Annotated in this window: 9 protein-coding genes; 1 reads left to right on the forward strand and 8 read right to left on the reverse strand. The window is 69.1% G+C overall.

Going from position 1 to position 12,235, the window contains the following annotated elements; translation table 11 throughout:
* Positions 1-115: 115 nt before the first annotated feature.
* The 5 genes from VHD82_RS16740 to ahcY form a co-directional block, all read right to left on the reverse strand.
* Positions 116-1,858 (reverse strand): LpqB family beta-propeller domain-containing protein, encoded by a 1,743-nt coding sequence (locus VHD82_RS16740; RefSeq protein WP_325703960.1) that lies wholly within the window; start codon positions 1,856-1,858, stop codon positions 116-118.
* Positions 1,858-3,552: an MtrAB system histidine kinase MtrB gene (gene mtrB / locus VHD82_RS16745; protein WP_325703961.1), complete on the reverse strand. Its 1,695-nt coding sequence runs from the start codon at positions 3,550-3,552 to the stop codon at positions 1,858-1,860. The genes VHD82_RS16740 and mtrB overlap by 1 nt, the downstream gene beginning before the upstream one ends.
* Before the next feature lie 7 nt (positions 3,553-3,559).
* Entirely contained in the window at positions 3,560-4,237 is a 678-nt protein-coding gene (mtrA, locus tag VHD82_RS16750; protein ID WP_325703963.1) for an MtrAB system response regulator MtrA, read from the reverse strand.
* 71 nt (positions 4,238-4,308) lie between these two features.
* Positions 4,309-4,956, reverse strand: coding sequence for a dTMP kinase (locus VHD82_RS16755; protein ID WP_325703966.1), 648 nt, complete (start codon positions 4,954-4,956; stop codon positions 4,309-4,311).
* Between the two features lie 56 nt (positions 4,957-5,012).
* Entirely contained in the window at positions 5,013-6,497 is a 1,485-nt protein-coding gene (ahcY, locus tag VHD82_RS16760; protein ID WP_325703969.1) for an adenosylhomocysteinase, read from the reverse strand.
* Between the two features lie 91 nt (positions 6,498-6,588).
* Here ahcY and VHD82_RS16765 point away from each other — a divergent pair, with 91 nt between their 5' ends.
* Positions 6,589-8,883, forward strand: a complete 2,295-nt coding sequence (locus VHD82_RS16765) for a hypothetical protein (protein ID WP_325704327.1) — start codon at positions 6,589-6,591, stop codon at positions 8,881-8,883.
* Here the strand turns inward: VHD82_RS16765 and VHD82_RS16770 are convergent.
* The 3 genes from VHD82_RS16770 to VHD82_RS16780 all read right to left on the reverse strand — a co-directional run bounded on the left by VHD82_RS16770 (position 8,867) and on the right by VHD82_RS16780 (position 12,196).
* A complete protein-coding gene (locus VHD82_RS16770; RefSeq protein WP_325703972.1) occupies positions 8,867-10,378 on the reverse strand; it encodes an amino acid permease in 1,512 nt (503 codons plus the stop codon). The genes VHD82_RS16765 and VHD82_RS16770 overlap by 17 nt on opposite strands.
* Before the next feature lie 177 nt (positions 10,379-10,555).
* Positions 10,556-11,470, reverse strand: coding sequence for a cation diffusion facilitator family transporter (locus VHD82_RS16775; protein WP_325703975.1), 915 nt, complete (start codon positions 11,468-11,470; stop codon positions 10,556-10,558).
* A 246-nt stretch (positions 11,471-11,716) separates the two neighbouring features.
* The gene (locus tag VHD82_RS16780) at positions 11,717-12,196 is read right to left on the reverse strand and encodes a DUF2000 domain-containing protein (RefSeq protein WP_325703978.1); all 480 of its coding nucleotides are present in this window, start codon (positions 12,194-12,196) and stop codon (positions 11,717-11,719) included.
* Between the last annotated feature and the right edge of the window lie 39 nt (positions 12,197-12,235).

Genomic DNA, 12,235 nt, shown 5'->3' on the forward strand with positions numbered 1-12,235 from the left:
GTGTGCACCGCAGCCCGCACAGGCAGACGGCAACACGAGATCGAGAATTCGCTCCCCCACGTTCACGATCCGTCAGTATGCCGGCACCCACCGACAGTTTTCGCCGATCCGCGGCTCAGCCCGGGTAAAACGGCGTCACGTGCGAGCCCAGCGAGTACGGATGCGGCCGCCAGACCTCGCCGACATCCGACGCCGTCCACAGCCCGCCGACATCGGCGACGACGATCGGGCGTCCGGGCGCGGCGGTGATCGCGTAGACCGGCGGAGTCAGGTTCGAGCTGTTGAAGGTGTCCATCCGCAGCCCGTCGATCGGCACCTTCACCACCGGCTGCGAAGGCATCGACGTGACCGCCACCAGGCTGTCCTGGCTCAACCAGTCCACATCCACGACACCGGTCAGCGAACCCATCTGCAGGATCCGCGGCCCGCGCAGGGTCACCGAATCCTGTGTGCGCACCACGGAAGCCACCAGCAACTGCCCGTTGACGACCATCGCCGCCCTGGCACCGTCCCGCGAGAGCCGCAGTGCGCTGATCGGCCCGACTGCGAGCACTTCTTCGGCGTTGACCGCCTGCCCGGTCCACCCGCCGTCGGAGGTCCGCAACACCCGCACCACGGCCTGCCCGTCCACGACGGTCCAGACCTCGCCCGCCGTACCGTCGGCTGTCGCGGTCGGGCGCCACGTCGGTCTGGTGAGGGTGCCGCCGAACAGGTTCACCTGCTGTGCCGCGCCCCCGTACGAGCCGATGCGCAACTGCTGCCTGCCGTTGGCGTTCTCCACGATCGCCAGCTGCCTGCCGTCGATCGACTGTGCCGCGCTGACCACCTGGTACACACCCTGGCCGGCGGGCCCGGGGATCGCCGCGCCATCGGCCAGCGAGCGGATCCGCCCGTTGACCGCCATCAAACCGGGCAGATCCGCGCCGGGTGAAGCCTGCGACGAATACGACGGCACGTCGGTGAACAGCCAGTCCTCGTGCCCGTCGACCAACGGCGCACCGTCGGAGAGCAGCCGGACCCGGTTCGTCGTAACCGCCTGCAGGGACAGCACGATCTGCGCCGCGATCAGCTTCTTGACCTCCGGCGTCTGATCGCCGACCCCGGTCAACGGAACCTGCAGGGCCCCGTCCGGCGTGGTGGTCACGTTCCCTTCGATGCCCGCGCCGTCGGGCAGTGGACTCCGCACCGCGCCGACCAGCTGGTCCGACGGGCCGGACAGCAGCAACGAAACCACGCGCGCGGGCAGCCCCGTCTGTGGTTTCCCTGCCACATAACGGAGATCGGGCACCGTGGTGTTCGAGTCCTGCGCGAAGAAGTACACCGGCACCCGCACGTAGTTGGCGGTGAAATCGCTGTAGGGCATCACGATGTTCGCGGGCGGGTTGTTGATCCGCCACTGCCCGTCGGCCTGCTTGCGCACCAGCAACCTGAGCTCGTACGGATTGCGGGACGGCAGAAACGAAGAGTCCGCGTTCAGTGTGCCGAGGTTGGTCCCGCGCACCACGACGACCACTTCGTTCGGGTTCGCCGGCAGATCCCCGCCCGAGCCATACACCGTGTTGAACTGGTCGTCGATCACGTTCTCGACCTTGCCCGGCTGCCAGGCCTTCGCCGCGGTGTCGTCGAGATAAGTGCGGGCGGCGGCGTTGTTGCTGATGGGCTGGGCGCTGGCGCGGACGAAGTCACGCGCGACCGTCAGCGGATCGAGGTCGCGGGCAGGCTGCTGCACATCCGGGTTGGAGATCTGGCCCAGTTCCTGCTGCTGCACGGCGACGGGCTGCGACTCCTCCGGCACGGCCGCGCAACCGGCCACGAGCACCGCTCCGGCCAGCGCCGCAAACAGCCGCGCGCCCCTCATCAGACGTCCTCCCTGTACAGCCCGGTCACGATGACGCCGCTGTAGTCCGCGCCCGAGCCGATGCTCGCCTGCCCGTTGACGGCGGCCCCGTCCGGGGGCGCCAGCGGCAGCGGGCTCTCCTCGAACGGCACGCCCTGGCGCCGCGGCAGCGTAAGCCGGAAGCTCGCACCGTATCCGGGCGCGCCCCAAGCTTCGAGCTGCCCGCCGTGCAGCCGTGCGTCCTCGTGGCTGATGGCCAGCCCGAGACCGGTACCACCGGTACGCCTGTTCCGCGACGGGTCCGCGCGCCAGAAGCGGTTGAACACCAGGTCGGCCTCGCCGGGGCGCAGCCCGACCCCGTAGTCCCGCACCGTGATTGCGATGGCGTGCTCGTCCGCGCCGAGGGTCAACCGCACCGGCCTGCCCTCGCTGTGGTCGACCGCGTTCGCCAGCAGGTTGCGCAGGATCCGCTCGACCCGGCGCGCGTCGATCTCCGCGGCGGTCTCCTCGTCCGGCAGTTCGAGTTCGACCTCGCTGCCGGCGGTGTTCGCGATGACCCGCACCTGTTCGACGGCGCGCCGCGCGATGGGCGCGACGTCGATCAGCTCGGCGGAGAGCTCCTCGACCCCGGCGTCCAGCCTGCTGATCTCCAGCAGGTCGCCGAGCAGTGCCTCGAACCGGTCGAGCTCGTCGACCAGCAGCTCGGTGGACCGCGCGAGCCCGGCGGGGAACTGTTCGCGAGAGGCGTGCAGCACGTCGGCCGCCATCCGCACGGTGGTCAGCGGGGTGCGCAGCTCGTGCGAAACGTCCGAAGTGAACCGTCGCTGCAGCGTGCCGAACTCCTCCAGCTGCCGGATCTGCCGCTGGATGCTGGCCGCCATTTCGTTGTAGGACACGGCAAGCCGCGACAGGTCGTCCTCGCCGGTCACCGGCAACCGTTCGTCCAGCTCACCGCCGGCGAACCGCGCGGCCGCCGCGGCGGCGGACCGGACCGGGCGCACGACCTGGCGGGTGACGAGGTTGCTGATCCCGGCCAGCAGCACCAGCAGGACCAGACCACCGACCAGCAGCGTGTTCTGCACCGTGGACACGGTGTTCTGCTCGGCCGTCATCGGGAACAGCAGGTACAGCTGGATCGGCCGGCCGGTGCTGGTGACCGGGGCACCGATGATCAGGTACGTCGTGCGGGCGCCGCCGTCGTCGACCGTATGCGTCTGATACGCGACCTCGTTGGCCTCGGTGAAACGCTGAAGTCCTTCCGGCACCTTGGAAATCGGCCCGGCCGAGTCGGTGGAGCTGGACCCGCCCGCGGTCAGCACCGGCTCGAACGCGCCGGCCGCCGAAGCGCCCGCTCCCTGGTCGTCCGAGGACGAGCTGGTGATCTTCTTCAGTACGTTCTGCAGCCGGTCCGGCAGCGCGTCCTGGTCGCTGATGCCGACCAGTTCGTTCTCCGCGGTGGCCACGACCTGCAGGGTCTGCGCGATCGCGGCCTGGCGTTTGGTGTCGGTGAGCCGGGTGGTGATCTGGTTCTGCAGCACCATGCCCAGCACGAAAGCCACCGCCGAGGACAGCGCCAGCGTGGACACCGTCACCTTGAACTGCAGCGAACGGCGCCACAACACGCTGAACACCGCCGCCCGCTCGCGGCCGTAGGCGCCTGCGCGGCGGGCGAGCCGCAGCACCCGGAACGCGAAGGCGAGGATCTTCTGCTTCATCGCGGGCTTACGGCGGTCCGGCCTTGTACCCCACACCGCGCACCGTCAGCACGACCTCCGGATGTTCCGGGTCCTTCTCGACCTTGGAACGCAGGCGCTGGACGTGCACGTTGACCAGCCGGGTGTCCGCCGCGTGCCGGTAACCCCAGACCTGCTCGAGCAGCACCTCACGGGTGAAGACCTGGCGCGGTTTGCGGGCGAGCGCGACGAGCAGGTCGAACTCCAGCGGGGTGAGCGGGATGGCCTTGCCCTCCCTGGTCACCTCGTGCCCCGGCACGTCGATGGCGAGATCGCCGATGGTCAGCGATTCGGCGGGCTCGGCCTCGGTCCGGCGCAGCCGCGCGCGGACCCTGGCGACGAGCTCCTTGGGTTTGAACGGTTTGACCACGTAGTCGTCGGCGCCCGACTCGAGGCCGAGCACGATGTCCACGGTGTCGCTCTTGGCGGTGAGCATGACGATCGGTACGCCGGACTCGGCGCGGATGGCCTTGCAGACGTCGATGCCATTCATTCCGGGCAGCATCAGGTCGAGCAGGACCAGGTCGGGTTTGAGATCCCGCAGTGCGGGCAGCGCGCGGGAACCGTCCGGGACAACAGCGGTATCGAACCCCTCCCCGCGCAGCACGATGGTGAGCATCTCCGCGAGCGCGGGGTCGTCGTCGACCACCAAGACACGTGCCTTCATGACCACATATTCGCACTTGGGACACCATTCGTGACTTCCGACCCGGGATCGGTCCACGAGAGAGTGTCAGCTTAGCCCGGATGGACCAGCGCACGAGCCGTTTCGGTGGCATCGAAGATCGTCGTCCCGTCCGCCACACGCCACGGCGAAAGCCAGGACCCGGCGGCCAGCTGGTCGTACACCGCGGCGCAGCGGACCTGCAGATCATCGTCGGTTTCGAAGACGTCGCGGGCACGGTCCACTTCGGAGCGCGCGCGTCGCTCGGCCCGCTCCGCGGCGACCTCGGGGCTCACCCGGAGCAGGATCTGGGTGTCGGGCACCGGCAACCCGAACCGGGCGATCTCCAGTTCGCGAACCCACTTCACGAACTCGCCGTGCGCGTCCTGATGGAGCCGCGCGGCACCGTAGGCGGCGTTCGAGGCGACGTACCTGTCGAGCAGGAGCACGTCGTTGTCCCGCAGGGCGGCGTTCAGCTCGTCGAGCGCGCCACGCCGGTCGAGCGCGTAGAGCACGCCCATGCCGTACACGGATTCGCCTAGGTCACCGTGCTCGCGGTGCAGCGCTTCGCGGATGAAGTCGGCATGCACGCTGCGGCCGTAGCGGGGGAACGCCAGCATTGCGACGCTCGCGCCTTCCTCGTGCAGCGCTTTCGTCAGCGCCGCGGCGACGGTGCGCTTACCCGCCCCGTCCAGACCTTCGATGACCACCAGTCGACCCACGCGGCCACATTAACCGGCGGGCCCGGTCGTCACCCGGGCCCGCCGTTCGAACGACCTCAGTACCGGTAGTGGTCCTGCTTGAACGGGCCTTCGACGTCGACGTCGATGTACTCGGCCTGCTCCTTGGAGAGCTTGGTCAGCTCGCCACCGAGCGCCTGCAGGTGGATCCGCGCGACCTTTTCGTCGAGTTTCTTCGGCAGGCGGTAAACCTCGTTGTCGTATTCCTCGTGTTTGGTGAACAGCTCCACCTGTGCGATGACCTGATTGGAGAAGCTGTTGGACATCACGAACGACGGGTGCCCGGTCGCGTTGCCCAGGTTCAGCAGCCGCCCCTCCGACAACACGATGATCGAGTGACCGTCCGGGAAGGTCCACTCGTCGACCTGCGGCTTGATGTTGATCCGGCGGACCCCGGGGTAGCGGGTCAGCCCGGCGATGTCGATCTCGTTGTCGAAGTGGCCGATGTTGCCGACGATGGTCTGGTGCTTCATCCGGGCCATGTGCTCGGCCATCACGACGTCCTTGTTGCCCGTCGTGGTGATCACGATGTCGGCCTCGCCGAGCGCGTTCTCCAGGGTCTTGACCTGGTAGCCGTCCATCGCGGCCTGCAGCGCGCAGATCGGGTCGATCTCGGTGACGATCACCCGCGCGCCCTGCCCGGACAGCGACTCGGCAGCGCCCTTGCCGACGTCGCCGTAACCGCAGACCACGGCGACCTTGCCGCCGATGAGCACGTCGGTGCCGCGGTTGATGCCGTCGATCAGCGAGTGCCGGATGCCGTAGCGGTTGTCGAACTTGGACTTGGTGACCGCGTCGTTGACGTTGATCGCCGGGAACAGCAGCTTGCCCTGCGCGGCCAGCTGGTAGAGCCGCAGCACGCCGGTGGTGGTCTCCTCGGTGACCCCGCGGATGCCCTCGCCGATGGCGGTCCACTTGCCGGGCGCGGCCTTCAGCGACTCACGCAGCAGGCCGAGGAACACCTTCCACTCGTCGGGGTCGTCGTCCTCGGCCGGGGGTACCACGCCGGCCGCCTCGAACTCGGCGCCGCGGTGCACCAGCATCGTCGCGTCCCCGCCGTCGTCGAGGATCATATTTGGTGTCACTGTCGGGCCTTCGCCGTCCCAGGTGAGCATCCGCTCGGTGCACCACCAGTACTCGTCGAGCGATTCACCCTTCCACGCGAACACCGGGACGCCCTTGGGCTCCTCGACGGTGCCGTGCGGGCCCACGACCACCGCGGCCGCCGCGTGGTCCTGGGTGGAGAAGATGTTGCACGAGGCCCAGCGCACCTCCGCCCCGAGCGAGACCAGGGTCTCGATCAGCACCGCGGTCTGCACCGTCATGTGCAGCGAACCCGACACCCGAGCCCCGCGCAGCGGGTACACCTCGGCGTATTCCTGGCGAAGCGCCATCAAGCCGGGCATCTCGTGCTCGGCCAGCCGAATCTCCTTGCGGCCGAACTCGGCCAGCTCGAGATCCGCGACGGCGAATTCCACGCCGTTGCGGGTGTCGTGCCTTTTGGCAACGCTTTCGGGGGTCATAGGGCATTTCCTCCATGATTCGGCGACACCTGAACAGTACCGTTGTCCGTTCACCGCCGAACACCCTCGAAAAGGAGGCGTCCACGTGCCGATTCCCGGCCCGGAGACCAGGATCGTCGAGCTGCGTGTGCCCGGGCTCACCGGGACCACCGGGGAGTCCCTGCTCGACGCCGTGGGCACGGTCGAGGTCGCCGGCGACGGGGTGGGCAGGGTGATCCGGCCCTCGGACCGGTTGCGGCGCCCGGCGCCGGGTCCGGTGCTGCAGGCGCTGGGCCGGTCGGTGCCGCGCACGCTGGAGGGCTACCTGTGGGGCAGCATGACCTCGGGCGGCGCGGCGAAGGCGACGTGGGCGCTGCTGTTCCCGTTCTCGCTGGCCAACGTGGCGCACTGGATGCTGCCGCCGGTGCCCGAGGGCAGCCGGGCCGCGGGCGTGCTCGGCGGTGTGTGCCGGAGCCTGCTGCGACTGGCGGGGTTGCTGCTGACGATGCTGCTCGTCGGTCAGCTGGCGGTGGTCGCGCTGGACCTGTTCGCCACACAATGCCTCGCGCCGGGCACGGGCTGTCTGTCGGCGGTGCCGGACTCGTGGCGCGATCCGGTGTGGCTGCGCACCGCCGCGGGCCTGGTGCCGTTGGCGGTGGTCATCCTGGTGCTGCACCGGGTCTCCGGCACCAACTGGACGGTCACGTCGAACGACGTCGCGCCGCGTCGCGGGGAGCTGCCTGGTGACACAGTCCGCGGCGGCACGGACTCGCCGGTGCTGCGCTGCCTCCACGCGGTCGGGGCGCTGGCCACGGTCGCGCTGCTGGCGCTCGGCGGGCCGTTCCACGTGCCCGACGCGCTGGGACAGCTGATCATCTGGATCTGCGCGCTGGCGTTGGTGCTCGCGACGCTCGTCACCGCGGCCGCGGGTGTGCGTGAGCTGCGTCGCTGGGCGCGGCGCAGTGTGCTCACGTTCGCCGCGCTGGTCCCGATAGCGGTGATCCCGTTCCGGCCGCAACTGCCGTCGGGGTCGAATTCCACCGTCGAAGCCCTCGGTGCCGCGCTGCTGATCGTGACGGTGTTGTTCGCGCTGCTGCTGATTCCGGCGGCCCTGCTGGGCCGGCGCACGTGGAGTGCACAGCCGAAGCGGCTGCGCCCGTGGTTCGGCGGGTGGGCGGCCGCGCCGGTGCTGGTGCTGGCGGTGCTGCTGGGCAGCGGGTTCGGCGCCGGGCTCGCGATCGCGCTGCGCAAACTCGCCGGTGCGAGCCGGCTGAGCCTGCCGGACAGCTACACCCCGATGACCATGCTGTGGGGCGCCGGGCTGGTGCTGGCCGCGGTGCTCGGCACGATCGGGTTCGCGGTCGCGGTGCCGCTGCGCCGGTTCCGCCGCGGCATCCCGGAGATCGTGAAACTGTTGCAGGAGAAGGACGAGAAGGTCGCGGCGGCGGCGTGGGCGCGGTCGGCATGGGAGCGGCGCCACCTGCACCACCTCGCTTTCGGTGTGGTGCTGGGGATGTCCGTCGGCGGCGCCGCGTTGCTGGTGGCGCGCTTCGGTTTCCGGACGCTGCCAGGCTGGCTGGACCCGTTCTCCGCGCTCGGCGTGCTCGCGCTCGGTGCGATGGCGCTGGGGCTGCTGCGGGTGGTCTACACCGCCGCGACGAAGCCGGGCCGGAACAGGCATCTGGGCGCGCTGGCGGATCTGGTGTGCTTCTGGCCGCGTGTGGCGCATCCCACAGTGCCGCCGTGTTACGCGCTGAAGGTGGTGCCCGAACTCGCCGCGCGGGCAAAGGAACATCTCGCGGAACCGAACACGCGCGTCGTGCTCGCCGGGCACAACATCGGCAGCCTGCTCGCGACGATCGCCGCGGCCCGGCTGATGCACGGGTTGTCCGAGGACCAGCGCGCACGGGTTGGCCTGCTCACCGCGGGTTCGCCGCTGCAGTGGGGTTACCAGCGCGCGTTTCCCGCTGTGCTGACACAGAAATCCCTCGCCGCGCTGTCCGGGGAGCTGGACGGGCGCTGGCGCGGGCTGGCGCGGGGCACGGACATCTTCGGCGGCGGCGTGACCACCTGGCGGCACAAGGTCGTGGACGGCAAACTGCTCGGCGACGGCTACCGCCCCGGCGGCGGGATCGGCCCGCTCGACGTGGCCCAGCCGGGCCCGACCGGAGCGCTCGTGCTCGGCGGCGACCACTGGCTGCCGGACCCGATCCGCACCACTCCGGCCACCCGCCGCTGGGCGGCCGGAGTGTTGGGGCACAACGATTACGAGGTGGACCCGGAATGGGACCGCGCGGTCGCGATGGCCGCCGGGCTGGAGTTCCCCGCCACGCCGTCGCGCCCGTTCGGGGAGCAGGTCCCACTGTTTCCCGACCTGCCCCGTTTCAACCTCAACTTCGCCCGCTGACCTCTTCGGCACCGCGCTTGCCGAGCAGTGCGTGCCTTCGCCCGTAAGCGAAATAGATCACCACGCCGACGACCATCCAGACCACGAACCGCAGCCAGGTCAGCACGGTCAGGTTCAGCATCAGCCACAGGCAGGCCAGGATCGCCAGGATCGGGATCACCGGCACCCACGGCACGCGGAACGCGCGCGGTAGCTTCGGATGCGTCCGGCGCAGCACCATCACACCGGCGGAAACCAGCACGAACGCGAACAGCGTGCCGACGTTGACCATCTCCTCCAGCTTGTCCGCCGGGAAGAACGTGGCCGCGATGGCGACCAGTACGCCGACCAGGATCGTGGCCCTGGCCGGGGTGCCGCGCGTGCCGGTGTGCGCGAGCTTGCGCGGCAGCAGGCCGTCCCGCGACATCGCGAAGATCACCCGGATCTGGCCCAGCATCAGCACCATCACCACGGTGGTCAGCCCGGCGAGCGCGCCGACGGAGATGATGTTCGCGGCCCAGTCCACGCCGTTCGCGGAGAAGGCCGTGGCGAGGGTCTTGTGGCTGCCGTCGCCGGCCTTCGTCGCCAGCTCGGTGTACGGCACCATGCCGACGACGACGAGCGAGACCGCCACATACAGCACGGTGACGATCGCCAGCGAGCCGAAAATGCCGCGGGGCACGGACTTCTGCGGATTCTTCGTCTCCTCCGCCGTGGTGGCGACGATGTCGAACCCGATGAACGCGAAGAACACCAGTGAGGCACCGGCCAGCAGTCCGAAGGCGCCGAAGGAACTGCTGCCGCCGCCCGCGATCAGCGAGAACAGCGACTGGTTGACCCCGGTCTCGCCCGAGCCGCTGCCGGCGTTCGGCGGGACGAAGGGGTGGTAGTTCGCGCCCTTGATGTAGAAGATGCCGAGGATGATCACGAACAGCACGATCGCGACCTTGATCCCGGTGATCACCATCGAGAACCGCGACGACAGCTTCGTGCCGAGCGCCAGCAGGGTGACCAGCACGACGACGAGCACCAGCGCGCCCCAGTCGACGGTCAGGCCGCCGAGGGAGAACGATGTCTTCGCGCCGTCGCCGAAGATGTACCCCAGCACGGTTTCGAGGTAGACCGACCAGCCTTTGGCGACCGCGGCCGCGCCGACGGCCAGCTCCAGCACCAGGTCCCAGCCGATGATCCAGGCCATGAACTCGCCGAAGGTGGCGTAGGAGAACGTGTAAGCGCTTCCGGCGACGGGGACGGTGGAGGCGAACTCCGCGTAACAGAGCGCGGCGAGCCCGCACGCGACCGCGGCGAGCACGAAGGCGACCGACACCGATGGCCCGGCGTAGTCACCGGCCGTCCGCGCGGTCAGGGTGAAGATGCCGGCGCCGATCACGACCGCGACACCGAACACTGTCAAGTCCCAGGTGCTGAGGTTTCTTCGCAACCTGGTTTCCGGCTCATCGGTGTCCTTAATGGACTGCTCGATGGACTTCGTTCGCCACAAACCGTTACCTGGCAAGGTGTCCGCTCCCTTTTCCGAACCTGGATCTCAGGGTTGGAAAATCACCCTACTGTATCGATCGTCACCAATCCGGCCACAGTCACGGCTATCAGCCGAACGTAGTTCGGCCTCCGGTTGATCCGGTTGGCCTGCTTTTGGTCCGGATCGATGACCTGGGACAAGCCGGGCGGCGAATCAGACGGTCTGGCGGTCCAGGTCCGGCTCCAGGTAGATGAGGCGCGCGTTCGGCACCTTGGCCCGCACCTTGGCTTCCGCCTCGTCGATCGCCGCGGCTACCTGCGCCACGTCGAGGTTCGGGGTGAGCGCCAGTTTCGCGGCGACGAGCAACTCGTCCGGGCCGAGGTACTGGGTGCGGATGTGGATCACCCGTGCCACGTGCCCGCCGGTCAGCTCGGCGACGATCGCGTCCAGCTCGCCTTCGGTGGCGCCCTCGCCGATCAGCAGGCTCTTCATCTCCACGATGAGGATGATCGCGATGACCCCGAGCAGCGCGCCGATCATGATCGTGCCGATGCCGTCCCAGACCGGGTCGCCGGTCAGCTCCGACAGCCCGACGCCGGCGAGCGCGAACACCAGGCCGAGCAGCGCGCCGGTGTCCTCCAGCAGCACCACCGGCAGCTCCGGCGTGCGGGACTGGCGGATGAAACCCCACCAGGACACGTCGCCCTTGATCTTGCGGGACTCGCCCATCGCGGTGAAGAAGCTGTAGCCCTCCAACCCGATCGCGACGACCAGGATGACCACCGCGACCAGCGGCGCCGACAGCGGCTCCGGGTGCTCGACCTTGTGGATTCCTTCGTACAGCGCGAAAACCGAGCCGAGGGTGAACAGCATCAGCGCCACGACGAACGAGTAGAAGTACCTGTCCCGGCCGAAGCCGAACGGGTGTTCCTTGGTGGCCTTGCGCAGCGAGGTCTTCTTGCCGAGCAGCAGCAGGCCCTGGTTCGACGTGTCGGCGAGCGAGTGCACCGACTCGGCGAGCATCGAGGAGGAACCGGTGAACAGGAACCCGACGAACTTCGCCACCGCGATCCCGGCGTTGGCGCCGAGCGCCGCGACGATCGCCTTCGTCCCACCGCTTGCCGACACACTGACCCCCTGATGAAGGCTCCCGATTTGTCGGGATGAGCCTAGAGAATCGTTCGGAGGCACCTGCGTGCCGGTGCAGGTAGCGGAACCTGAGGCGGCCCCTGACTCCGGGATCGCCTCATCAGGAATGCCGATTCACCACTTCGGCGCTGTCCTCGCCAGCGGCCACCTCAGAACCCGCGCCGGTGCGAGCCGGCGGCCCACAGCAACCGGCTCCGCCGCTTCGAAATGCAGCTCGGTGTCGACTCACCGCAGCAAGGGCAGCCCCCCGACCAGCTTGTCGATCTTGTTGCGCGGCCCGAGCAGTCCGATCGCGTAGTAGGCCAGGTCGGCTTCCTCCGTCTCGCCGACGCCCGCCCGGTATTCCTCGTACGACCGGCTCGCCTGCGCGTGCTTCGTCATGTCGGTGATGAACACGCCTTCCTTCGTCGCGGCCTTGGCCCGGATCTCGCGCAGCTTCCCGGCGTCGGCGGCCAAGATCGAGACCCCCGTCCACGGCAGGCCCGCGTGAACCTGGCCGGACGCGTCCGGCACGGCACCGCCGACGAGGTCCGGCAACACGGCCGCGGCGGCCGCGCCGAGGCAGGCGGTGGCGTTCGCGACGAGCCCTGGGCCCAGCGACGGATCCGCGACGACGACCCACTTCAGCTTCGCGGACCGGGTGGTCGCCCCGTTCCGAACGTCCGCCGCCAGTGTTGCGGCCAATTCCTGATGTTGTGTGCTCACAGGTCTACAAGCTAAGAAGAGATACTCTGCTTCGCCAGC

It is taken from the genome of Amycolatopsis sp. (assembly GCF_035546795.1).
Taxonomy (GTDB): Bacteria; Actinomycetota; Actinomycetes; order Mycobacteriales; family Pseudonocardiaceae; genus Amycolatopsis_E.

Excerpts from the sequence above, each read along its gene's own strand:
- VHD82_RS16740 (WP_325703960.1), bottom strand. The coding sequence starts at position 1,858 with ATGAGGGGCGCGCGGCTGTTTGCGGCGCTGGCCGGAGCGGTGCTCGTG.
- mtrB (WP_325703961.1), bottom strand. The coding sequence starts at position 3,552 with ATGAAGCAGAAGATCCTCGCCTTCGCGTTCCGGGTGCTGCGGCTCGCC.
- mtrA (WP_325703963.1), bottom strand. The coding sequence starts at position 4,237 with ATGAAGGCACGTGTCTTGGTGGTCGACGACGACCCCGCGCTCGCGGAG.
- ahcY (WP_325703969.1), bottom strand. The coding sequence starts at position 6,497 with ATGACCCCCGAAAGCGTTGCCAAAAGGCACGACACCCGCAACGGCGTG.